The sequence below is a fragment of the Pseudoalteromonas sp. NEC-BIFX-2020_015 genome (assembly GCF_012952265.1).
In the GTDB taxonomy this organism is placed as follows: Bacteria; Pseudomonadota; Gammaproteobacteria; order Enterobacterales; family Alteromonadaceae; genus Pseudoalteromonas; species Pseudoalteromonas neustonica.
Map to the genome: position 1 here is coordinate 18,758 of NZ_JABCJL010000014.1, position 23,888 is coordinate 42,645.

Annotated in this window: 25 protein-coding genes and 2 tRNA genes; 17 read left to right on the plus strand and 10 right to left on the minus strand. The window is 40.0% G+C overall.

Annotated features, from left to right (window positions below; genetic code table 11):
* Positions 1–18 precede the first annotated feature (18 nt).
* Positions 19–94: transfer RNA gene (locus HH219_RS11860), tRNA-Gly, on the plus strand.
* 49 nt (positions 95–143) lie between these two features.
* Positions 144–219: transfer RNA gene (locus tag HH219_RS11865), tRNA-Gly, on the plus strand.
* Positions 220–355: 136 nt separating this feature from the next.
* Here HH219_RS11865 and HH219_RS11870 read toward each other — a convergent pair.
* From HH219_RS11870 to HH219_RS11880, 3 genes are all read right to left on the minus strand, one after another.
* Positions 356–781, minus strand: coding sequence for a secondary thiamine-phosphate synthase enzyme YjbQ (locus HH219_RS11870; protein WP_054202986.1), 426 nt, complete (start codon positions 779–781; stop codon positions 356–358).
* Positions 778–1,245, minus strand: coding sequence for a chemotaxis protein CheX (locus HH219_RS11875; protein WP_054202987.1), 468 nt, complete (start codon positions 1,243–1,245; stop codon positions 778–780). Before HH219_RS11875 ends, HH219_RS11870 begins: the two co-directional genes overlap by 4 nt.
* An 80-nt stretch (positions 1,246–1,325) precedes the next feature.
* On the minus strand, positions 1,326–1,760 hold the full coding sequence (locus HH219_RS11880) for a transcriptional repressor (protein ID WP_054203182.1): 435 nt from the start codon (positions 1,758–1,760) through the stop codon (positions 1,326–1,328).
* Between the two features lie 94 nt (positions 1,761–1,854).
* On the opposite strand from HH219_RS11880, the gene HH219_RS11885 reads away from it, so the two are divergent.
* From HH219_RS11885 to HH219_RS11920, 8 genes are all read left to right on the plus strand, one after another.
* On the plus strand, positions 1,855–2,475 hold the full coding sequence (locus tag HH219_RS11885) for a MarC family protein (RefSeq protein WP_054202988.1): 621 nt from the start codon (positions 1,855–1,857) through the stop codon (positions 2,473–2,475).
* A gap of 117 nt (positions 2,476–2,592) precedes the next feature.
* Positions 2,593–3,552 carry a tRNA dihydrouridine(20/20a) synthase DusA gene (gene dusA / locus HH219_RS11890; protein ID WP_082355727.1) on the plus strand — a complete coding sequence of 320 codons (960 nt, stop codon included), beginning with the start codon at positions 2,593–2,595 and terminating at the stop codon, positions 3,550–3,552.
* A 252-nt stretch (positions 3,553–3,804) separates the two neighbouring features.
* On the plus strand, positions 3,805–4,479 hold the full coding sequence (locus HH219_RS11895) for a PspA/IM30 family protein (RefSeq protein WP_054455869.1): 675 nt from the start codon (positions 3,805–3,807) through the stop codon (positions 4,477–4,479).
* Between the two features lie 10 nt (positions 4,480–4,489).
* The gene (locus tag HH219_RS11900; protein WP_169327575.1) at positions 4,490–4,696 is read left to right on the plus strand and encodes a PspC domain-containing protein; all 207 of its coding nucleotides are present in this window, start codon (positions 4,490–4,492) and stop codon (positions 4,694–4,696) included.
* Positions 4,697–4,705: 9 nt separating this feature from the next.
* Positions 4,706–5,029 (plus strand): hypothetical protein, encoded by a 324-nt coding sequence (locus HH219_RS11905; protein WP_054203001.1) that lies wholly within the window; start codon positions 4,706–4,708, stop codon positions 5,027–5,029.
* An 88-nt stretch (positions 5,030–5,117) separates the two neighbouring features.
* A complete protein-coding gene (locus HH219_RS11910) occupies positions 5,118–5,636 on the plus strand; it encodes a copper chaperone PCu(A)C (protein WP_169327576.1) in 519 nt (172 codons plus the stop codon).
* Between the two features lie 8 nt (positions 5,637–5,644).
* The gene (locus tag HH219_RS11915; RefSeq protein WP_054203003.1) at positions 5,645–6,631 is read left to right on the plus strand and encodes a DUF2333 family protein; all 987 of its coding nucleotides are present in this window, start codon (positions 5,645–5,647) and stop codon (positions 6,629–6,631) included.
* A 3-nt stretch (positions 6,632–6,634) separates the two neighbouring features.
* Complete coding sequence (locus HH219_RS11920; protein ID WP_054203004.1) at positions 6,635–7,411, plus strand: TIGR04219 family outer membrane beta-barrel protein; 777 nt, start codon at positions 6,635–6,637, stop codon at positions 7,409–7,411.
* A gap of 31 nt (positions 7,412–7,442) precedes the next feature.
* Here the strand turns inward: HH219_RS11920 and HH219_RS11925 are convergent, their stop codons facing one another.
* Entirely contained in the window at positions 7,443–8,330 is an 888-nt protein-coding gene (locus HH219_RS11925; protein WP_054203005.1) for a TIGR03899 family protein, read from the minus strand.
* Positions 8,299–8,829: an SRPBCC family protein gene (locus HH219_RS11930; RefSeq protein WP_054455874.1), complete on the minus strand. Its 531-nt coding sequence runs from the start codon at positions 8,827–8,829 to the stop codon at positions 8,299–8,301. Before HH219_RS11930 ends, HH219_RS11925 begins: the two co-directional genes overlap by 32 nt.
* A 238-nt stretch (positions 8,830–9,067) precedes the next feature.
* Here HH219_RS11930 and HH219_RS11935 point away from each other — a divergent pair, with 238 nt between their 5' ends.
* Both HH219_RS11935 and HH219_RS11940 read left to right on the plus strand, forming a co-directional pair.
* Positions 9,068–11,263 (plus strand): EAL domain-containing protein, encoded by a 2,196-nt coding sequence (locus HH219_RS11935; RefSeq protein ID WP_169327577.1) that lies wholly within the window; start codon positions 9,068–9,070, stop codon positions 11,261–11,263.
* Between the two features lie 465 nt (positions 11,264–11,728).
* Entirely contained in the window at positions 11,729–13,903 is a 2,175-nt protein-coding gene (locus HH219_RS11940; protein ID WP_054203008.1) for a YgiQ family radical SAM protein, read from the plus strand.
* Positions 13,904–13,998: 95 nt separating this feature from the next.
* Here the strand turns inward: HH219_RS11940 and HH219_RS11945 are convergent, their stop codons facing one another.
* The 3 genes from HH219_RS11945 to coaBC form a co-directional block, all read right to left on the minus strand.
* The gene (locus HH219_RS11945; RefSeq protein WP_169327578.1) at positions 13,999–16,773 is read right to left on the minus strand and encodes a prolyl oligopeptidase family serine peptidase; all 2,775 of its coding nucleotides are present in this window, start codon (positions 16,771–16,773) and stop codon (positions 13,999–14,001) included.
* Between the two features lie 148 nt (positions 16,774–16,921).
* Complete coding sequence (gene slmA / locus HH219_RS11950; RefSeq protein ID WP_054203010.1) at positions 16,922–17,509, minus strand: nucleoid occlusion factor SlmA; 588 nt, start codon at positions 17,507–17,509, stop codon at positions 16,922–16,924.
* A 114-nt stretch (positions 17,510–17,623) separates the two neighbouring features.
* Positions 17,624–18,817 carry a bifunctional phosphopantothenoylcysteine decarboxylase/phosphopantothenate--cysteine ligase CoaBC gene (gene coaBC, locus HH219_RS11955; protein ID WP_054203184.1) on the minus strand — a complete coding sequence of 398 codons (1,194 nt, stop codon included), beginning with the start codon at positions 18,815–18,817 and terminating at the stop codon, positions 17,624–17,626.
* A 179-nt stretch (positions 18,818–18,996) separates the two neighbouring features.
* Here coaBC and radC point away from each other — a divergent pair, with 179 nt between their 5' ends.
* The 3 genes from radC to rpmG all read left to right on the plus strand — a co-directional run bounded on the left by radC (position 18,997) and on the right by rpmG (position 20,350).
* Positions 18,997–19,671, plus strand: coding sequence for a DNA repair protein RadC (radC, locus tag HH219_RS11960; protein WP_054203011.1), 675 nt, complete (start codon positions 18,997–18,999; stop codon positions 19,669–19,671).
* Between the two features lie 275 nt (positions 19,672–19,946).
* The gene (rpmB, locus tag HH219_RS11965) at positions 19,947–20,183 is read left to right on the plus strand and encodes a 50S ribosomal protein L28 (protein WP_054203012.1); all 237 of its coding nucleotides are present in this window, start codon (positions 19,947–19,949) and stop codon (positions 20,181–20,183) included.
* Positions 20,184–20,194: 11 nt separating this feature from the next.
* Positions 20,195–20,350, plus strand: coding sequence for a 50S ribosomal protein L33 (gene rpmG / locus HH219_RS11970; RefSeq protein WP_004335545.1), 156 nt, complete (start codon positions 20,195–20,197; stop codon positions 20,348–20,350).
* Between the two features lie 375 nt (positions 20,351–20,725).
* Here the strand turns inward: rpmG and HH219_RS11975 are convergent, their stop codons facing one another.
* Entirely contained in the window at positions 20,726–21,652 is a 927-nt protein-coding gene (locus tag HH219_RS11975) for a manganese-dependent inorganic pyrophosphatase (RefSeq protein WP_054203014.1), read from the minus strand.
* 347 nt (positions 21,653–21,999) lie between these two features.
* Here HH219_RS11975 and HH219_RS11980 point away from each other — a divergent pair, with 347 nt between their 5' ends.
* Together HH219_RS11980 and mutM are read left to right on the plus strand one after the other, a co-directional pair.
* The gene (locus HH219_RS11980) at positions 22,000–22,518 is read left to right on the plus strand and encodes a hypothetical protein (RefSeq protein ID WP_169327579.1); all 519 of its coding nucleotides are present in this window, start codon (positions 22,000–22,002) and stop codon (positions 22,516–22,518) included.
* Between the two features lies 1 nt (position 22,519).
* Entirely contained in the window at positions 22,520–23,329 is an 810-nt protein-coding gene (gene mutM, locus HH219_RS11985; protein WP_169327580.1) for a bifunctional DNA-formamidopyrimidine glycosylase/DNA-(apurinic or apyrimidinic site) lyase, read from the plus strand.
* A 51-nt stretch (positions 23,330–23,380) separates the two neighbouring features.
* On the opposite strand, the gene HH219_RS11990 is transcribed toward mutM, so the two are convergent.
* Complete coding sequence (locus HH219_RS11990) at positions 23,381–23,881, minus strand: DUF3299 domain-containing protein (RefSeq protein WP_054203017.1); 501 nt, start codon at positions 23,879–23,881, stop codon at positions 23,381–23,383.
* Positions 23,882–23,888 lie beyond the last annotated feature (7 nt).

Genomic DNA, 23,888 nt, shown 5'->3' on the forward strand with positions numbered 1-23,888 from the left:
AGCGATTTAAAAATTAATGCGGTACTAGCTCAGTTGGTAGAGCGCGACCTTGCCAAGGTCGAGGTCACGAGTTCGAGCCTCGTGTACCGCTCCAATTTCTAACCATAAGAAGTTGAATTATTTTTAAACATACAATTTATAAAGCGGTACTAGCTCAGTTGGTAGAGCGCGACCTTGCCAAGGTCGAGGTCACGAGTTCGAGCCTCGTGTACCGCTCCAATGTTTATTAAACAAATCAAAATCTTCTATTAAGTAAATTATCTTAAACCTTACAGAACTGTATGCTTTTCTTGATGGCTGATGGCTGATGGCTGATGGCTGATGGCTGATGGCTGATGGCTGATGGCTGATGGCTTTAAACTTGCCCTTGCAGTGTCGCTATAAGTCTTCTTGTGCCGCCATGGTCGCGATGCTCACCTAAATAAATGCCTTGCCATGTCCCCAATTGTAAACATCCTTGATTAATAGGAATTGTAAGCTCACACCCTAAGGTACTACTTTTGATATGTGCTGGCATATCGTCATCACCTTCATAATCATGACGATAATAAGGTTGGCACTGGGGTACAAACTTATTGAAATGACTCTCCATATCCATACGTACGGTAGGATCAGCATTTTCATTAATCGTTAAGCTGGCAGAAGTGTGTTGAATAAAAAGGTGGAGTAAGCCAATTTTATAATGGGAGATTTCAGGGAGTTGAGTGAGTATTTCATTATCAATAATATGAAAGCCTCGAGAGCGAGGCTTCAAAACCAGTTGTTTTTGTAACCAACTCATATTTTATCGAAACTGACTTCAATATTTGCATTACCTGCATCAGAGGTGAATGGGATGAGTATTTTTGCACCATCACTTTTATGCGTAATAGTATGGCCTTTACCAGATACAACTATAGGTGTGGCCATGTCAAAGTCATAACCTTTTTCACCCAGTAGGTTTTTTGCACCACCGGTAACCATGTTGGTTATTTCACCAACCATGTCAGTTACTTCTTCGTCAATTGAGTCAGGGCGCTCACCTAGCATACGTTCCATAATAGTCAGCGCTAAGCTTTCATCAAAGGTAATAGAAAATGAACCTTTAGTTTGCGGGCCTACCATACCTATTAAACCTGAAACATCACCACAGGCAACTTCATCTTTTTTAATTCTAGGCTTACCCGGTTTTAATTCGGTTTGAGCCATTGTACCTAGTACATTTAACAGAGACGTTAAAAAAGGATTGATGAACTCTACATTCATTGTTACTTATCCCTTGAGTTGGCAGTTTATACTGCTGTTATAAATTAAAGTGTAGCGGCTAATTTGAGCTCTGCACTTAATTATTCCTTACATGAACCACAAATACCATGGGCTTCTATTGTTTGCCCTGATACAGTAAATTCGCTTTCGGCGGCAAGACTGTTAAGTTCGTGTGAAATCACAGTTGAGTGTAACTCTTTGACAAAACCGCACTTATCACATATTAAAAGTTGTACAGGATGAATGTGGTCAAAATGATGACACAGCATAAATGCGTTAGTACTTTCAATTTTGTGGATAAAGCCTAGTTCTGCTAAAAAGTCTAATGCACGATATATCGTCGCAGGTTTAGCCCCTGACTCAGTGATTTTAAGTTGTTCTAATAAATCATAAGCCCCAACGCCGCCTTGGGCGCTAGCCAGTAGGCGAAATACTTTTTCACGGATCGGTGTAAATCGGGCGCCACGATTGTCGCATACTTGTTTTGCTTTACTAACGAGTGACTCTATATTCATCATTCTCTTATCCTTACGCTACCGTGATATACTAACATACTGTGTTGTACTTGCAGCGTTTTTATTAGACAGTTTTATTCTAGGAAGTCTAGCAATGAATGAATTATTAGCGATATTTATCTTCTTTTTTGCGGTTATCGATCCAATTGGCACTGTTCCTGTTTTTATTGCTACTACGCGTGGCGACTGTGAGCAGTTTAAGCGTAAAGTAGCTTACAAGGCTGTTGCGGTTTCTGCAGTAGTGTTGTTGTTTTTTGTTCTGGCGGGAGAGCTGCTTTTAAATGCAATCAAAATTCCACTGTCTGCTTTTCAGATTGCAGGTGGTATTGTCCTACTTTTGTTTGCACTATCTATGATTTTTGGTGAAAGTAAGCCTGAAACCGAAATCAAAAGTGTGAGAGATAGTACGGCAACGGCTATATTTCCTTTGGCAATTCCGTCAATTGCTAGCCCTGGGGCAATGCTCGGGGCTGTGCTTATGACACGTAATAATGAGTATACATGGGTCGAACAATCAATTACTTCAGCTGTCATGCTTGCAGTACTTGCGGTGGTGTTAGTTTTATTATTGCTAGCGACTCATGTTCATAAGTTAATAGGTGATAGCGGCGCGAGCATTATTAGTCGGATCATGGGATTGATTCTTACATCAGTTGCCGTTACGAATATATTAGATGGCATTGCTCATTACTTCGGGTTGCAGGTGTTTTCATAAGTTTGTGATCGATGTTTTTTGATTTGAATGCTTAAGATTGATGGAAGCTCTGCATTTATGTAAAATGTGGGGCTTTTATTTAGCTCTAACTGTTATTAATTACCTGAGGATTTTACTTTGAATAGACGCTTTTCTGTGGCCCCGATGCTTGATTGGACTGATCGTCATTGCCGTACTTTTCATCGTAAAATGACAAAGCACACAGTGTTGTATACTGAAATGATAACTACTGGTGCTATTTTATTTGGCCGTGGTGATTATCTGCATTTCAATGAGCATGAAGGACCGGTTGCTTTACAGTTGGGCGGGTCAGATCCTAAAGCACTTGCTCAGTGTGCAAAATTAGCCGCAGAGCGTGGCTATGACGAGATTAATCTTAATGTGGGTTGTCCGTCAGATCGTGTTCAAAATGGTCGTTTTGGTGCATGTTTAATGGGTGAACCGCAACTTGTTGCTGATTGCGTAGCTGCAATGAAAGAGCAGGCTAATATCCCTGTTACAGTTAAAACCCGTATAGGTATTGATGAGCAAGATTCGTATGAATTCTTATGTGCTTTAATTGAGGCCAGTCATAATGTTGGTTGTGATGATTTTATTATTCACGCACGAAAAGCGTGGTTAAAAGGCTTAAGCCCTAAAGAAAACCGTGAAGTACCGCCACTTGATTACCCACGTGTTTATCAGCTAAAAAAAGACTACCCGCAATTACATTTAAGTTTAAATGGTGGTGTTAAAACGATTGCTGACAGTCAAGCACACCTTGCTCATGTTGATGGTATTATGATTGGCAGAGAAGCATATAGTAACCCATTTATACTCAGCGAAGTTGATGAAAAGATTTACGGTGACGGTAATTTCACTCAATCACGCCATGATGTAGTGCGTTCAATGTATGATTATATTGAATCTGAGATGCAGCAAGGGGCCAACTTTTGGCATATTGCGCGCCATATGCTGGGTATTTTTCAGGGCCAGCCTGGTGCCCGTGGCTTTCGACGTCATTTATCGGAAAATGGCCACGGAAAACAAGCTGATTTATCAGTGATGGATAAGGCGTTAAGTTTTGTGCCGCAGTAAATCACTAATTTAATACCGTAATTAGTAGATTATAAAAGCCACTTTTTAGTGGCTTTTTTTGATCCTAAATTATGGTTAAAAAGCAACTATTTTAGTTTTTTTAACCATTTTACATTCAGCTTAAAGTCATTTTAAATTGTTCTTTTTTGATTTAAGCTTTTGATATTATTTGGTTTTTATTTTATTTAAATAACATGGCACAAGTCTTGGAATCATTAAGTGGTAATCACCCATAATCAACAGGAGAAAGTCATGGGCTTAGTTAATCGTGTAAGTGATCTGATTCAATCAAATATAGTAGCTGCGCTAGATAAAGCAGAAGATCCGCAAAAGCTCTTAAACTTGCTTATTCAAGAAATGCAGCAAGCGCTTGGTGAGTGCCGAGCAACTGCTGCGGCAATTTTGTGTGAAGAAAAAGTATTGAGACGTCAGCAGACAGAAAAACAAAACAGTATTACACAATGGCAGGAAAAAGCGGAAATCGCGGTAAGTAAAGGCCGTGATGATTTGGCGGCTGCGGCTCTCAAAGAAAAGCAGCGAGTAGCGTCTGATTTAGCGGCAATTGAGCCTGAGTTAGTTAAACTGACCGACTCGCTAGAAAAATTGCAAGATGACGCTCAGCGTTTGCAAGAAAAGCTTGGCGCGGCTAAAGCAAAGCAAAGAAGCTTGCTGCAAGTACATAACGTGGTGAATGCCAGAGTGCGTGTAAATCATCAATTAAACAGTGAAAAAGTAGCGCATGCACTTTCACGCTTTGATGTTATTGAGCGTCGTGTTGATGCGATTGAAGCGCAGGTTGAGGCTTATGAAATCACTGATTCGGCTAATCAAAATACAACAGCCGATCAAATTGATGCTTTAGTTAAAAATGATGCACTAGAGCAAGAGCTTGCAGCGTTAAAAATTAAAGTTAAAAAGTCAGCTTAGGAGTGTTGTTATGAATACTTATAATAGTCAAAAACGTTGGTATAAAGACCCATTAAATAAAAAAATATCAGGAGTATGTAGTGGGTTAGCACAACGATTAGATCTACCTGTGTGGGTTACTCGATTGGTTACTATCTTAATGCTTATTCAGTTTCCATTAGTCATAGGTGCAGGTTATTTAATTGCCCATTGTTGCTTAGAAAGTAAAGTATATTAGGAGAGTGCCATGAAGATTGTTGCAGTTTGTCTATTAATTTTGTTACTTATGACATCAAGTCCATTTGAGATTATGCAGTTTGATTCATGGCAATTACCGCTATGGTTCACCGATCTCAGCTGGATAGGTATTGAGCTCGTAGGCGCACTTTTAGCCGTGCTAGCAGTTATTGTATGTATCGCATTGGTTGGTGTGGGGCTGTTAGGTGCTGGTATTGCAGTCTCTTTAGGATTGCTCATTGCGTTATTATTTGGTTCATTAATGATTGCTTGGCCGTTACTACTCATTGCATTTTTATGTTGGCTTGTTTCTGATAATAAAAAGGTGGCCTAACAACCATCTAAATACTAATTTTACTGACTATTTTTTCACAATTATGCTAAATTTAGTCAATAAAATGATTATCGTAACAAGGATTGAAATGACTCTTAAGCCATTACTTACAGCACTCTCTAGTGCTCTTTTAGGGATTAGCCTATACACCTCACCTGTTATTGCACATGCAGAACACCATCACGATACTGACAGTCATATTGTTGTAAATAACGCACAAGTAAGGGTTTTTCTACCTGCGAGTAAATCGAGTGTCGGTTATTTGAACTTGGTTAATCAGGGCGATAACGCAGTAACACTCACCAAGGCGAGTATTGAAAATTTAGGCCGCGTAGAAGTTCATGAGCACCAACACGTTAATGGTATGATGAAAATGAATAAAGTAGATTCATTAAAAATTAAAGCTCATTCACAAATCGACTTTAAACCGGGCGGTTATCATTTAATGGTATTTGAACCAAAAGAGCCATTAAAAGTAGGGCAAGAACTTAAACTCACGCTATATTTTAGCGACGGTAACCGTGTTTTTACTCAGGCAAAAGTGGTTTCGTTAGAGAGCCAAGCAGAACAAGCTGAGCAGTCTAAACAACACCATATGCATCATTAGGAGGTTAAATGTCACAACACAAAGGGAAAATTATCAGTGCGCTGATACTCGTGTTTATTTTATTTTATGCGACGGCAGTTTATTGGAGCGTTGAACCAGCCCGTATTGACATAATTACACACGCAAAGCAGCAAGCACAACAACGTGGTGAAAAGTTTGTTACAGGTTATACAACCACAACGTCATTAATTGAAGTTACAAGTACATTATTAAATAAGTCAGGTGGGTATTTATCGAATGATATGATGCCGCCGAGTGTGCTTATGGATAATATGCCAGCGTGGGAGTATGGTGCATTAGAAATGAGCCGCGATTTAGCGCTCTCAATGCGTAAAGATTTTAGTCGTTCGCAGTCACAATCAACAGAGCATGAAGCATTAAAAAAAGCGCAACCACAATTTAATATTAGCTCTGAAGCGTGGGCATGGCCAAGCGCAGAAAGCGAATACCAAAAAGGGATCGACTTTTTATTGGTCTACCGTTCACAAATTGCAGATCAAAATGCGCGTGAAAGCCAGTTTTATTCTCGCGCTGATAACTTAAGAGGCTGGTTAAAAGAAGCTGAAAAACGTTTAGGTAGTTTAAGCCAACGTTTAAGTGCAAGTGTTGGGCAAGAGCGTTTAAATACAGATTTAGCCGGAGATAAAGAGGCACATCAAGCAACGTATGCTCCGTTACAAAGTCAGGTTAAAACATCGTGGTGGGAAATTGATGATGTTTTTTATGAGTCACGAGGCGCAACTTGGGCTTTATTACATTTTTTGCAAGCGGTAGAATACGACTTTGCTGATGTACTTGAGAAAAAAAATGCACGTGTTAGCTTGCAGCAAATTATTCGCGAGCTTGAGGCAACCCAAGAAACTGTTTGGAGTCCGGTTATTCTAAATGGTAATGGTTTTGGTTTTGTTGCAAACCATTCATTAGTGATGGCAAATTACATATCTAGAGCCAACGCGGCTCTTATCGAACTTAGCGAACTTTTAGCGCAAGGATAAAACATGAAAAAGTACTGTTTAGCTGCCGCCCTTTCGATGGCTTTCTTAGCACCTGTTGCCCACGCAGATACCATATTGGGTTTATACGTTGGTGTTGATGGCTGGCAATCTGATAATTCAGGTAGTTTTGCTGACAAAGGTAATACAGCACAAAACTTTAATTTTGAAGATGAAACTTTTGTTAGTTACTACGCAGCGCTTGAGCATCCAGTGCCATTAGTACCAAATATTAAATTAAAGTATACAGAGCTAGAGCTAAATGGTTCTACTACGCTCGATACAGCATTTGAATTTAATGGTACAACATATAGAAATAATACAGTCGCAAGTACGATGAGTGACTTATCGCACATCGACTATATTCTTTACTACGAAATTTTTGATAATGACTTAGTATCTATCGATTTAGGTATAAATGCGAAGCAGTTTGATGGTGAAATTACAGTAAGCGGTACTGATAGTTCGAATGCAAATGATGTACAAGTCACTGAAAAAATAGATTTCTCAGGTTTTGTACCATTGGTTTACGGTCGTGCTGAAGTAGGCTTACCGTTAACGGGGCTTAGTGTTTTCTTCGAGGGTAGCTTATTAGCAATCGATGACAGTAAAGTGCAAGATTACCAAGCTGGTATTGCATGGGCGCTACTTGATAACTTAGCGGTTGATATGGATATTAAAGCGGGCTATCGCTCAATGGTCATTGAGCTTGATGATATTGATAACGTATATACTAATATCGACGCATCAGGTCCATTTGCAGGTATTCAAATTCATTTTTAATCTCATTAGGGATTAAAATTGTAACGTGGCATTATTTTTTCGAATGCCACGTTACATCAAACTCCTCATCAAGCGCAGTATTTAACAAATTTTTGTAGCCCTTATTAATAGGCATATTTATTAATTTTCTTAACTCATCTCCGGTTTGTGTAAACTTGTAATAGCTAAGAACGAGATCGTTGCTTTTAGATTTAAGGATTACTCGTTGTGTTAAAAACGCTAAGTTCATTTCATGCCCTGCTTTGAGTGCCGGGGATTCAATCTCTTTTCGATAAACTAGGCCGATATCCATTAAAGTCAGAATGTCAGGAAAACTAATACCCGCTCTACCAAGGTTGAGTGATACTTTGTTACCTTTACGAAGTAAATCAAATAACGACGGCTTTTTATAAAAACCAAGTAGAATTAAATGGCTATTATCTTTTTCATTAAAACCGCAGATCGCAGTACATTTTTGTAACGCATCGGCTTCTCGTTGTGTCATTTGCTTTAGCGTTTGTAGGCTTTTAATTGAAAAAGTGCCCGGAGATACCGTTTCACCGGCTAAAATTTTGGCCCATAGTTTTTGCATTGATTCGTTCGATGTATCTTCACAGAGTGCGATAAAGCGCTCAACCCAGTCGCTGTCCGGCTGCCCTTTACAGGTTACATCAGGGCAAAAGCTCATTGCCATAGCCATAATTGCTTCGATATTTTGCTGTTGATTTACCAGTAATAGTTGTTGACGATGTTGGGCGCGAGTGAGTATTGGATCTTCACTATTTACGTGATAAGCCAAAGGGGGACGTCCCTGCGGTCCGTAGCTATCCTCACTTTTTTGTGAAACGCGAACCGTGCTTGCCTTACGTATTGGGCAACCAAGCTTTGACTCAATTATATGAGCTAAGTTAATTTTCGCCTGTGCTGCTTGTATTGTCATTCTTGACCTCAATGTCTTGTATCGTCTGTAGTTGCACGACAGTTTTTAAATTGTTGAGCCCAAGTTCAACGGTATTAGTAAGAATATACTGACTTATTAACGCTAAGTATCCACCTAATATAGGTGTTGTTACTTCGCCAAGTAAAGTGCAAGAGATTAAATTATCATTGGCCTTGCGTGTAAAATTAATAGTCCCCGTGGCAATATGCTCTTCATTAAATAAAATATTTAAATGAATTGTTGATGGTGTAATGTTGGTGATTGTCATTTCACCGAACCCCCAGTTACTCTGCCAAAATTGATGGGCACCCACACCTGAACTAGGGTTTGAAACATCAAAAATAATGCTCGGGTCCACGGCTTCCCAAGGAGACCATAGTTGCCACTTTGAAAAGTCATTTATATATGGTTCAATAATCACCTGTTCAGCTTGAATTATTATGCTTTTATTTACTTGATACTGTTGTGGCAGTACTAGCCCTAATACCAATAACAGCATACAAATAACAAAAATAAATTGGGTAATTTTTTTTATGACTTTAATAATTATTCCTTAAATATATTTAAGCTATACGAGTATCAAGCTGCTGAACTTCGACTATAATATGTAAAATGCTATTTACCAATATTAATCAATAATTATGAGCTACAGGCTAAGTAATGATACGCTGTGAGTCAACATTGGTTCGATCTTAACCCTTTAACTGTACACCGTATTTGAAACTGAAGGATTTAAAATGACGTCAGAGCACAGTGATTTTTTGTTTTTTAATCATCAAGATGAACCTCTAAATGAGGTTGTGCCTACAGAGTTTTGGGATATTTTAATTGTAGATGACGACCCAGAAATACATTCAGTGACGAAGCTGGCTCTTTCTGGGGTTGAATTTTGGGGAAAGGGTTTGCGCTTTCATCATGCATATTCAGCAGTGGAAGGTATAGAAGTATTAAGCAAAGCGCCTAATGTATCAGTGTTACTTCTTGACGTTGTTATGGAGTCTGATGATGCGGGTTTAAAAATGGTTAAAGAGGTGCGTGAAACACTAAAAAACCATAACGTGCGCATTATATTACGTACAGGGCAGCCTGGATATGCACCTGAAGAACAGGTGATTCGTGAATATGATATTAACGATTATAAAACAAAAACTGAGCTAACTCGCAGCAAGTTAGTGACATCTTTAATCACTGCAATCCGCTCTTATGAACAGGTATGTCAGCTAGAAGCCCAAAGCAAAGCCCTAAATAATATTTTATGTGCTTCTAAAGCTATTTTAGGCTTTACTGATATTAAAGCATTTACCATGGCGGTAATTAAACAGCTTAGTGTCATTCTTGATTGTGAGGCAACAGGGGTTGTATGTGGCACGCTTGATGATAGTAATCGTATTAGCGTGCTCGGGGGCAGTACTCAGTTTAGTGCTTTTTTTAGTCAAGGTATTGAGCAGCTTGATAATGGGCGCATTATTTTACAAGTGCAAAACTGTTTTGAATATGAAGAACACCAACATACAAAGCACGATACGACCTTATTACTGAAAAGTAAAAGCCGCCAAGCTGCAATTTATCTTGAGTATGTTAGCCAGCCGAGTAATGCCCAGCTGCAATTTGCTGAAATATTTCTTACTAACGTCAGTGTCGGTTTAGATAACGTGCGACTGTTTAATAACCTCAGAGATGCGGCGTTTAAAGACGTATTAACAGGGCTATCTAATCGTACCTACTTTACTGAGCAAATAGAAAAATATCACCGCTTAACTAACAATGATCATGTGTTTGTGCTGATTGATGTAGCGCATTTTTCTGATATAAATAATGGTTTGGGGCAGGAAGTTGGAAACAACTTACTTGTTGCGATTGTTGAACGTTTGAAACAAGAGTACCCAGCAGCTAAATTATTATCGCGGATTGGAGCTGATGTATTTGGCTTTTTAATCGAGCAGCAGGGGTTTGACCAAACTGAGCTCTATGATAATTTAAATTTACCTTTTGCAGCCGCAGAACATATTTTACCTGTCACGTTCAAAATTGGCATTTGCGAGCAAAAAGATTTTCAAGCAATCGGTATTGAAACCTTAAAGCTTGCTTATATAGCACTTAACCAAGCAAAAAAAGGTAAGTATAACACTGCGGTGTGCTATACATCTGATATGGAAGAGCAAATGGCATGGCGTTTAGGTATTATTCGCCAACTTCGCCAAGATTTTGAGCATAATAAATTAGAGGTGTGGTATCAGCCACAGTTCACACTCAATGATTTAGCACTTATTGGTTGTGAAGCCCTGTTACGTTGGCCTTCAGGTCAGGGGAATTATATCTCTCCTGCTATCTTCATACCTTTCGCCGAAGACGCCGGTTTAATTGTTGGCATAGGCCAATGGGTATTAGAGCAAGCATGTATGCAACAAAAGCGCTTAGAAGCAACAGGGGTAGAAATCTGTATTGCTGTTAATGTCTCTGTCCCGCAGTTTAAAGTAAAAGGTTTTGCCCAGCAGGTAAAGAATACATTATTAAAGTATCATGTGAAGCCTAAAAATATAGAGCTAGAAGTGACCGAAAGTGTCGTCATGGATGAAATGAATGCCGTGATAGAAACATTGCAAGAATTGAAAGAGTTTGGCATTCAAGTTGCTATAGATGACTTTGGTACTGGTTTTTCCTCATTAAGTTATTTACAAAAGCTGCCAATAGATCGGTTGAAAATCGATCGGACATTTATAAAAGATCTCCCGGAGAAAGATTCAGGAGCCATTGCAGCATTAGTAGTCGCTCTTGGTGCGCAGCTTGGGTTGAAAACAATTGCAGAAGGCGTTGAAACACAGGGGCAGGCTGATTTACTCACGGAGCTTGGTTGTGATGAAGTACAAGGTTTTATGTATGCTAAGCCGATGCCTGAAGCGCAACTTATTCAGTACTTTGAGAGCAAAAGTTAGGGGTTGTTGACCTTTGTGGATTGAAATTTGTTCAATCTAGGGGCGATTTAATCGCGGCGTGAGGTTTGGAATCGAGTGGGCTCGATAACTGCTCCTGCGTTATTCTACTGGCTCACATCCATGTGAGAATAAGTCAAAATCGAGCAAAGTTTCTGCGCCTTGCTTACGCCCCTTACTTACATCCATGGAAGTAACAAAGAGTTAATCGCCCTAGGCAGAACTCTTCGGGCAGCGCGTGTTGGCATTTATGCTGCGATATCGCCTATTTATGGGGGGCAACTACATTACATCGGCTCCGCCTTGCTTGAAAACTAAACACACCGCTTGAAATTCAACCTCAAAAGATAAACAGACCCAAATAGTATTGTTGTATTAGTTGGGACTGTGAAGTAAATCGTTAATATCGTTTGGTAATTAATTCGGGTATACTTTGCGACCTTTTTTAAAGCAATTGGTCATTAATTCATGAGCGCACTTAAAGCCAAACGAGCCTTATTCTCATACCCAAAATATTGGGCCGAGTGTTATGGCACAGCACCATTTTTACCAACTACACGCAAAGAGATGGATGCACTTGGCTGGGATAGCTGCGATATAATCATAATTAGTGGCGATGCTTACGTTGATCATCCTAGTTTTGGTATGGCAGTGATTGGTCGAGTACTTGAAGCACAAGGCTTTCGAGTGGGTATTATTGCCCAGCCTGATTGGCAGTCAAAAGATGCCTTTATGGAGCTTGGCAGACCGAATCTATTTTTTGGTGTGACAGCCGGTAACATGGATTCGATGATCAACCGTTACACAGCTGAAAAGCGTATGCGCCATGATGATGCTTATACGCCAGGTAATATTGGTGGTAAGCGCCCAGATCGCGCAGTTATGATCTATTCTCAAAAATGCCGCGAAGCCTATAAAGGCATTCCTATCGTTATTGGTGGTATCGAAGCCAGCCTTCGTCGTATTGCTCATTATGATTATTGGCAAGAAAAAGTACGACGTAGTATTTTGTTTGATGCCAAAGCTGACATTCTTATTTATGGTAATGCTGAACGTCCTTTAGTTGAAGTTGCGCACCGCATAGCGGCAGGCGAAACAATGGATACGATTCAAGATATTCGTGGTACTGCAGTTATACGTAAAGAGCCGCTTCCAGGTTGGCGTGGTAGTGATTCAACGGCAATTGATAAAATAGGCAAGATTGATCCGATCCCTAATCCGTACGGCGCAGATGATGTTGGCTGTGGTAAAAGTGAATTTAAACAAGCAGGCATCGATTTAAAAGCGGAAGCTGCTAAGCCAATTACCATTCAACCAGCGCGCCCTAAGCCGTGGGAAAAAACCTATGTTAAGTTACCAGCATTCGAACAAGTAAGCGTTAACAAGCCGTTATATGCCCATGCATCGCGTATTTTACACCAAGAAACTAACCCTGGTTGTGCCCGGGCATTGTTTCAGCGCCACGGTGAGCGTTCTATTTGGGTTAATCCGCCAGCGTATCCATTAGAAACTCATGAAATGGATGCCGTGTTTGGTTTACCTTATCAACGTATTCCTCATCCACGCTATGGAAGTGAAAAAATCCCTGCTTATGACATGATCAAAACATCGGTCAATATCATGAGGGGTTGTTTTGGTGGTTGTTCATTTTGCTCTATTACAGAGCATGAAGGGCGGATCATTCAAAGTCGCTCGCAAGAGTCGATCATTGAAGAAATCGAACAAATTCGTGACAAAGTACCTGGCTTTACTGGGGTTATTTCTGATTTAGGTGGCCCTACTGCAAACATGTACAAACTGCGTTGTAAGAGTAAAAAAGCAGAGAGTACCTGTCGTCGTTTATCGTGCGTGTACCCTGATATTTGTAAGCATATGGATACTGACCACACGCCTACAATCGATTTATATAAAAAAGCCCGTGAAGTAAAAGGGGTGAAAAAAATCCTTATTGCCTCCGGTGTACGTTACGATTTAGCTGTACAAGATCCACGTTATGTAAAAGAGTTAGTAACGCATCATGTTGGTGGTTACTTAAAAATAGCGCCAGAGCATACTGAAGACGGGCCATTATCTAAAATGATGAAGCCGGGTATGGGCGCATATGATCAGTTTAAAGAGTTATTTGATAAGTACTCTAAAGAAGCGGGTAAAAAGCAGTATTTGATCCCGTACTTTATTTCCGCACACCCAGGAACTAAAGATGAAGACATGGTCAATATGGCACTGTGGCTTAAATCAAATGATTTTAAACTTGATCAAGTGCAAAATTTTTACCCATCACCGATGGCAAACGCAACCACTATTTATCACACTGAGATGAACTCGCTACGTAATATTAAAAATAATACTGAGCAAGTACCCGTGCCAAAAGGTGCGCGCCAACGTCGCTTACATAAAGCGATACTGCGCTACCACGATCCTGCTGGTTGGCCAATGATCCGCGAAGCTTTGCGTAACATGGGTAAAGCTAAGTTGATAGGTAAAGGGCCTAACTGCTTAGTGCCAGAAGAAACGCGTGACGAAAAGTCACTTAAAGCAAGCAAAGGCGGGCGTCCTGCACTGAGCCGTCATACCGGGTTTAGTCAGTTTAAAAAAGCCAATACTAAACCCAAAGTGGGTGGAAACCGCCAGCGGGCTAGATAGCTTTACAGCACACGTCAAAACGCCCAGCATTTGCTGGGCGTTTTAGTTTTGAACGAGTAAATAGTCGCTACTTATTCTTCAGTTTATTCTTCAGCTTACTCTTCAATAAACGATTCGCCTTCGGTCATCCACTTAGCGGCTGGTTTACCTTTTAAGTAATGATCAAAATACTGCATCATACGAATTGAGAAATCCACTTGGTTAGGGAATTTTTTTAAGTGATGTGGTTCACCTTCATATTGTAAAAATGTAGCATCTTTACCTGCACGACGAAGCGCTAAGTAATACTGCACACCTTCATGCCATGGTACAGCATCATCTTTATCGCCAAACATGATTAAAATAGGTGTATTTACTTTATCTGCAAAAAATACCGGTGAATTTTCAATATAAAGTTCAGGGGCTTCAAATAGATTTTTACCGATACGGCTTTGGCCTGTTTCATACTGAAACTGACGAGCAAGGCCTGACTTTAATCGAATGCCACTGTAAGCGCTGGTCATGTTCGATACAGGTGCGCCCGATACAACCGCTTTGAACATGTCGGTTTGGGTGATCATAAAGGCACTTTGGTAGCCTGCCCACGAATGACCTTGCAGGCCAATTTTATCAGGGTCGGCAATACCTAAATCAATCAGTTTTTGGGTCGCGTTGATCATCGTTTGTGTTGATGATTTGCCAGGATGGCCTATTTCAAAGCGAATATCAGGTAAAAATACTGCATAACCATTTGAGGTAAACATAGGAAAGTTGGGGCGATGGTTTAATTCCATTTTTGGAAAATCAAACATACGCTGACTCATATAACGATAAAAGTACACAACAACAGGCACTTTATCGCCTTTCTTGTAGCCTGCAGGTTTGATCAACACACCTTGCAAGTCTTCCCCATCAAAGCCTTTGTAATTTATTAGTTCTGGTTTTTGGCCCCATGCAAAGTTATCCACTTGTGGGTTTAAGTGAGTGACGCGCTGTGGTTTTTTGAAACTAAAATTTGTTTGATGAATATCAGGAAACTGATGATAGGTTTGCTCAGTAAACAAATATTTATCAGCATTTTTAGCTTTTTTAATTACATCAAAGCGCTTATTGCCTGTTAAAACTTTAGTAATTGAATTATCAGTTAAGTTAAGTTTGGCAATCTCGGTTTGCTTGTTCTGAAGGTCTGTGGCATTCACTAGAAGAGTGTCGTTTTTAGCAAAGCCTACTTGCTCTTTATCAAGCTTAATAATGCGATATTGCGTATTACTCTCTTTACCTTGCGTAAGTTGGGTTGCTTTGAGGGTGTTGACATCAAACGCCCATACGTCATATTTACTGTACACAAGTACTTGGCTGCTATCTTCTAACCAGCCAGCAAATCCGTAGCCTGGTTGGGCTGATGGGTAATCATGTTTATCATCAGCAAAAACAGCTTTTATTGCTTTTGTTAAGGTGCTTACCTTATTGTTACCTAAGTCTTTAAGTTGCACTTGACTGTTATTAAAGTAGGCAGCAAACTCGCCGCTTGGCGATAAGCTAGGTCTAAACGGGTAATCTTTTATGATTGCTTTTTGTTCGCCGGTATTCACATCTACAGCATAGTAATCTGCAAAAAAACCGCCATACATAATACGTTCGAGGTAAGGTAAATTAGATGAACCAAGTAGCGCATTACGACTGTTAGTATTTAGTGCCACATTGGGCATATCTACGTCGCTTAGTTGAGTGACCCGCTTACCATTAAGATGATAAACCGCTTGGTAATGCTTATTTTTATTGGTTTCGTTCCACTGTTGCTCTTCGCGAGGTTTTATTTCGGCGTCATTGTTATGCCACACATTAAGACCTTTTTGCGCACGTATCGTGTCGTAATCAAAAAGTGAGGCTTGATCCGTGTATTTTTTGTCTTTAACTTTAGCTGCTAACTTAGGGTGATTTTCAAAGTATAAGCGCTCACCGTCTTCAGACCAGCTCAGTTTTGCTGTTTTGCCGATAGTCCAATTTTTTTTAGGTGAGGTTATATCTGTAAGCTGTTCGTTTTGCCATAATTTTAATTGATGGTCGCGACGGCGCATATCGTCATTCACATAATTGCCCAGTGTGAACGCGGCGATGTTTTTAGTTGGATGCCAGGCAATTTTATTTGCAACAACACCTGGTTCATCAATTAATACACTTGTTTCAAACGTATTATTTAATGAAATTAACGCCACCTGATTATCGCTACCATCTGGGTAGCTTTGGCTGACTATAAGCTCGCTGCCAGATGCATTAATAGCGTAACTAAACACACTATTTATTGTATGGGTTGTAGCATCTGTTAAATTTACAACAATGAGATCAAATACTTTATCTTTCTTATCTGGTTTGATTTCACTGGTTTTATCGGTATTTTTAGCATCATCAATATCTTTACTATCATCGTCTTTATCTGCTTTTTGGTCTAAACGGTATGCTAACCACTTTCCATCATCAGAGAGCTGATAGTCTTTTACGTTATCAAAAGTTTGTTGTTCACCAGTGGCAGTACTTACCAATACCAGATTATTTTTTAATGTACTTTTCTTTTTGGTGGTTTCTTTTGCTAGCAAAGTCGGAACTTGAGTGAATGCCACCCAGTTGGCGACTTTATTTATCTGAGGTTTAGTGCCGCGCTCAACTTCGGCGAGTAGTTTATTGTTGTTTAACGTATAAACTTGGCCTGTTGCATTGCCGCGATAGGGTGTTGCACTAAAGCTGAGCACTTTACCGTCTTCTGATAACTGTGTTGTTTTAGCTGCTTTAAAATTGAATACATCTTTAAATTGTAGCGCGTCTTTTGCGTGGGCAGGTACGCTATTTAGGCTTGCAACTAGGGCAATGCTTAGTAGGGAAAGTTGGGCTTTCATTATTGATTCTCTTTTTGTTTGATCATCCCCATCATAGCGGTTTTGTTAAACAATTCGAGTAGATACGATAAGTGGCTTAAAAAGAGGGTTGAACCTAACAAAACCTTGCGAAGAGATTCGCAAGGTTGATCATTTTAGGAGCTAGGAGCTAAAGCCAGATCTTTTGCAGCTCAAGCCATTGTTTTTCAAATTGTGCACTGGGTTTAGCTTTAAAATCACTACGCACAAATTGGTTCATTTTACCTTCAATATAGGCAAGCAAAAAGTTTGCGATTGTTAGCTCGTCACTTTGAAACGTTTTGCCTTCACGCAATTTACGTTCACGTAGAACCTGTTTAAGCTGAGTTTCAAGTTTTTCAAATAAGCTCTGCACGCGTTCACGCAAACGTTCCTGCTCACCTTGAAGTGCATCACCCGTTAAAATACGTGTGATACCTGGATTCTTTTCTGCAAAAGCCAATAGTAATAATAAAATATTATAAACGCGGCTTTGCGTTTCTTTTTCGTTTTCAAGAATAAGGTTTATACGCGACAGTAAAGTGTCTTCAATAAATTCAATTAAGCCTTCAAACATCCGTGCTTTACTCGGGAAATGACGATATAGCGCTGCTTCAGATACGCCCACTTCAGCAGCTAATTTGGCTGTGGTGATGCGTTGTCCTGGGCTTGTTTCTAACATTTGTGCGAGTGCTTGTAGTATTTGCTCTTTGCGATTACTTCTTTTTGTCGCAGGCATGAACATTCCTTTCTTTATAGTAATTTACTTAGCTTTAATGACTACTCGCCAGTTATTTTTTGAACAAGCGATTAAGGCCATGTTAATGTTTTATGCAGCTTCTTTCCAGCCTTTTTACAACCGTTTAGCAACCTCGGTCATTACGCTCAGTGCTAATGCACTTTTTGTCTCGATAGCTAACTCTTTTTGCTCAGTTAGCCAAAATAAAGTCAGTGCATTATGATCTGAATTAAAGCCAAGGCCTGCTTGTGACACATCATTTGCACAAATCATATCGAGGTTTTTATTACTGAGTTTACCTTTAGCATAATTCGCTACATCTTGAGTTTCGGCTGCAAAACCAACAGTGTAAGGACGGCCTTCTGTAAGGTTTGCAATAGCAGCAATAACATCAGGGTTTTTAACTAAGGTGAGAATGAGTTCGTCACCTTGCTTTTTCATTTTTTGATCTGCAACAGCACTAGCGCGATAGTCAGCTACAGCAGCGCAGCCTATAAACACATCAGAAAGAGGGGCTAAGAGTAAAGACTCATTCAATAGCTGCTGTGCACTTTGTATTTGAATCACGTTAGCACCGGCGGGTGGCGTTATTGTGACAGGCCCTGAAATTAAATTTACGTGTGCGCCTAACGATAGTGCAGCTTGAGCAAGTGCATACCCCATCTTTCCTGAGCTGTGGTTTGAAATAAAGCGTACAGGGTCAAGTGGTTCGCGAGTTGGGCCAGCTGTAATTGTAATCGTTTTACCTGCTAACAGCTGCGGGTGTGCAGGTTGTGTGCATAGCGTTACAAGTTCATGTGGTTCAAGCATACGGCCAGCACCTACGTCCCCACAAGCTTGCTCACCTTTACCAGGTCCCCAAATAGCCACGTTACGCTGCGCTAATGTAGCTAGATTAGCTTGAGTAGCGGGGTGGGCGTACATTTGTTGATTCATCGCTGGGGCAACCGCAACCTTGGCAGGTGTTGCCAGTAACAAGGTTGTGAGTAAGTCATCCGCAATGCCAGCGGCCATTTTTGCAATTATATTGCTGGTGGCTGGTGCGACTAAGATCAAATCAGCCCATTTAGCAAACTCAATATGGCCCATTGCAGCTTCTGCAGATGGGTCTAATAATGAATCAGAAACAATCTCACCACTAACGGCTTGCATGGTAAGTGGCGTGATAAAGTGTTTGGCTGATTCAGTCATCACCACTTTTATTTCACAACCGTGATCTTTTAAGCGCCTTACTAATTCTGCGCACTTATAAGCGGCAATTCCACCACTGATCCCCAATACAATTTTTTTATTTGCTAACTTTGCCATTAAATCTGCCATAAACGTTGCCATAAGCTGATAAAGCTCTTTTCAATATGCGCTAACGATAGCAAATCTTTGGCGAATGGACGAAGTTTTTAATTTTGAATTTTATTAAGCGTTTTAGAGGCGAAACTTTATTTTTGCATTACAGTTAAATGACTACATTAGATTTTAGGGACGAAATAATGCAGCTCACTTCTTTACCGAGTAATCAGCGACCACGAGAAAAGCTATTAGCTAAGGGGGCAAAGTCGCTCAGTGATGCCGAGTTACTTGCGATATTTTTGCGAACAGGGTTACCGGGCATGAATGTCGTTGAGTTAGCACAGCACCTTATGACGCAAAACCAAACATTACATAATTTATTTAACGCATCGATTGATGATTTTTGTGCACAAAAAGGATTAGGCACAGCTAAGTTTGTGCAGTTACAAGCTGTATTAGAATTAAGTCGTCGTTACATGATGGAGCAATGCCAGCGAAAAGCAGTATTTAACTCGCCACAATCTGTGTATGACTATTTAACACTCGAGCTGCGAGGATTGCAGCAAGAAGTATTTATGGTGTTGTACTTGGATAGTCAAAATCGCTTAATAAAAGAAGAAACGCTTTTTTATGGGACAATTAATTCAGCATCTGTTTATCCACGGGAAGTGTTAAAAGCAGCCTTAAAAAATAATGCTGCAGCACTTATTTTGGCACACAATCACCCATCAGGTATCGCTGAACCAAGCCAAGCTGATAAGCTTATTACGAATAAATTGCAGCAAGCACTGCAATTAGTCGATATAAATATCTTAGACCACATCATTGTTGGTGGTGATAATTGTGTTTCTTTTGCACAAAGAGGGTTGATTTAAGCGGTTTCGGATTACTAGCGTGTTAAAAATGAGCAGTTTAGTGCTGTTTTGCAAATTAGTTTAATTTAAATGCAGTTTTTACTTTCCCTAAGGGCATTCGATCTTTATAATTAGCCGCTATCAAATTTACACATGAGCTGGTTGGATAAGATCAATTACTTGATCTTTGCCTGTATAAGCTGTATAAAGAGCGCCCTTCGATTTATCCCTGGGGCACAAAATACATGGCCTAAGGGAAAATTAAGCTCGAGCGAAGTTATTGGAGATATATAGACATGTCTAAAGTATGTCAAGTTACAGGTAAGCGTCCAGCGGTTGGTAATCACCGTTCACACGCGAGAAACGCGACTAGACGTCGTTTCCTACCTAACCTACAAACACACCGTTTTTGGGTTGAAAGTGAAAAACGTTTTGTAACATTACGCACTACTACTAAAGGTATGCGTATTATCGATAAAAAAGGCATCGACACGGTTCTAACAGAAATCCGTGGTCGCGGCGTAAAAGTTTAAGGACCTGAGTCATGCGTGATAAGATCCGTTTAGTTTCTACAGCTGGTACTGGTTTTTTCTACACTACCGACAAGAACAAGCGTAACATGCCGGAAAAAATGGAAATCAAAAAGTTTGATCCAAAAATCCGTAAACATGTTCTTTTCAAAGAAGCTAAAATCAAGTAATTTTAGTTTTTTATGAATATTAAAAACCCAGCTTAGGCTGGGTTTTTTGTTTTAGACTAGCCGTCAGTTAAGAGCAGCTAGGAGCACTAAGCTGTAAGTTTTAAGCTGAACGGCGTTAAAATTGGCTACGTAGGTTGTGGTTGAGCAGCGCGAAACCCAACGAAAAAATACCCTCTCTGTCTGCATCAAAAAACTGCATTATGGAAGTTTTTACTCCTTCGGTTTATTTGTATAAATGGCTTACAGCCAACAAAAAACCGTTGCTATTTACATAACAACGGTTTTTAGAATTTACAGCTTACAGCTTACAGCTTACAGCTTACAGCTTACAGCTTACAGCTTACAGCTTACAGCTTACAGCTTACAGCTTACAGCTTACAGCTTAGCAAACTCATCTTGTAATGGTGGCACTACTTGTTTTTTACGACTCAGTACGCCGTCTAACCATACTTTACCGTCTTTAGGTGTTTCACCGTAAGCACGTTCTACTATGCCCGCATCATCAGATACGATTAGCATTTGTGAACCTTCTTTCATGATGTCAGTAAGCAGTAAAAATACCGAGTGGCGTCCGCCTTCTTCTTTCAGCTTGGCAATATCAGCTTCTAGGTCTGCTTTAATATCATCAAATACAGCAAGGTCAATAACTTCTAGTTGGCCAATACCCACTAGTTGGCCGTTCATATTAAAGTCTTTAAAGTCACGCATTACTAAATCACGTGCAGGAGTGTTTTCAACCGCTGATTTAACACGGAACATATCCATGCCTAGTTCTTTAAAGTCTTCAATACCGGCGATTTCAGCAAGTGCTTCAACACATTTAATATCAGCAGTGGTGCAGGTTGGCGATTTAAAAATAACCGTGTCACTTAAAATGGCACATAACATGATGCCTGCAATGTCTTTTGGAATGTCAACATTGTAAAAGTCATACATCATTTTAATGATGGTGTTCGAACAACCAACTGGGCGGATCCAACATTCAAGTGGGGTTGAGCTAGTTAGGTCACCTAGTTTATGGTGATCAACAACACCAACTACGCGGGCTAGATCAATATCATCAGGTGCTTGCGTTTTTTCAGTATGATCAACGATGTAAACGTCTTCACCAGCATAGCTTAATTTTAGCTCTGGTGCTTCAAAGCCAAATTTATCAAGGATAAATTGTGTTTCAGGTGAAATATCACCAAGACGAGTTGGAATTGCAGGCTCATCGATTTGGTTTTTTAAATAAGCAAGTGCAATTGCACCACAAATAGAATCAGAATCTGGGATTTTATGACCCACTACATACATTGACATTGACGGAGCTCCTTAAAATTTGTCGATATTCTAACAAAGTAATTGTGCTTTGACACATCCCCATTGGTGAATTTTTATAATATACCCAAACAACCTCATTGTTCACAATTTAGCATGTTGCAGGGAGCTAATATCAAGCGCTAGTTAGCACCAAACACATTCGTTTTTAAGAAGGATTGACTATTATTTGCAATCAATATTTTGCTAAAGCGCTTTTAGTACTTGGGTTAACTGAAGCAAGTATTTTGAAGTTACTTGTTTATGGTAAGCAGAGAAAATTCGACTGCCCTTTTTTAATCTTTTTGGTTACACTTTAACGACTTGAATTTACATAGAAGAGTGCCCTAATGCAGCTCAGCCGCAAAGCGTGGAATAATGTTCTTATATTTTCTATGTTATTGATGATCTTTTTTTTTAATGGCCTTCATAAAAAGCTTAATAGTGTTCCTGTTGAATCAGGGATACAAACACTCTTGCCTGCGCAAAGCTTTATTTTAGCGCTGGAGTTTCCTGATCAAAAAATAGAGCGTATCGGGACTGCGTGGCGCAGTCAGGCTTTATTTAAAAATGCGCCAGAGAGTCAATGGCAATCAACTCAGAGCAATATTGTACAATTGATTAATAAATGGCAAGGAAGTGAGTTACCGCTTGCGCCTGGCTCTACGTCATTAAAGAGTAATGTTCCGCTCAGTGTTGCTACGATATGGCTTGCTGGTGAGCAGTTACCTTGGTTGTATCAATTATACAAAGCGCCGCAGGGGTATTATTTATTAGATAAAAGTACACAACGTGTAATGTTACTAGATAGCGTGACAGCGCGGGGGTTGTTCGTGAGCTTTAATTTTCCAATTAGTGAGTCTAAATAGTATGCCTGAATTACCAGAGGTTGAGGTTAGTCGGATGGGGATCACTCCTCATATTTTGCAGCAAACAGTCACTAAAGTGAATATTCACAATCCGAATATGCGCTGGCCTGTACCTGATGATGTTTATCAGATTACTAACTTACCTGTGATCGCGGTTGAGCGCAGGGCAAAGTACTTACTGCTGATATGTGAACTCGGCAGCGTGATTTTGCATTTAGGCATGTCGGGTAACTTACGGGTTGTAGATAAAAATGAGCCACTGAAAAAGCATGATCATATTGAATTTATCTTTGGTAATGACAAGGCGCTGCGATTAAATGATCCGCGCCGATTTGGTTGTTGTTTGTGGCAAGCACCAGACACGGTTCATAAACTACTGTCTAAACTTGGTCCTGAACCGTTAACTGATGAGTTCACTGCAAAACGAGTCTATGAATACTCTCGCAATAAAAAAGTGCCCGTTAAGCAGTTCATTATGGATAATGCTGTGGTCGTTGGGGTTGGTAATATTTATGCAAACGAATCATTGTTTAAAGCGGGTATCCACCCCAAACGTGAAGCGGGTAAAGTATCGTTAGCACGTTATCAGCAATTGATCCCAATTATTAAAGAGACTCTCGCAGCTGCAATTACCCAAGGCGGTACGACATTAAAAGACTTTGCTCAAAGTGATGGTAAGCCGGGTTATTTTGCACAACAATTACTTGTCTATGGCCGCAAAGGTGAGCCATGCATGAAATGCGAAAAAGAGCTTACTGAGATTCGATTAGGGCAACGTAGCACCGTTTATTGCAGCAACTGCCAAAAATAAGGTGTAAAAAAACCGATGTTTAGGCATCGGTTTTAATTGTGTATTTACAGTTTATAGCTCAAATGGTGCAACGCCTACGGCTTTAATTTTATAGCCTACTTGGGCAATATCACCACTCCATCCTTCTGTGCTAATAATACCCGTAACCACAATTGCATCGTACAAGCTTTCGATTGGCACGCCGCCTTTAATCGTTACATGGACAATTTGATTTGGTGGCGGTGGTGGCACGTGGATACAGGCACCAAAATAGGGTACTAATAAAAATTCGGTGATCATTTCGCTGTCGCCCTCTAGTGGCACAACAAAGCCCGGTAAGCTAACCGATTGACCATTAAGCTCTTTTACAACAGGGGCATCAAGATCTGGTTGGATCCAGTTTTGTTCACTTCCTTCATGACTTGCTTGATCTTGAGTGTCTATTTGTACATGGCCTTTAGGGATCAAATCTTCCCAAAAAATCTCTTTTGGTGCGTTAGCGTGACCATTGAAACTGTAGCAAAAACTAAAAATAACTAAGCACAGTAGCGTGAACTTTCGAAAATACTGCATGGTGTTC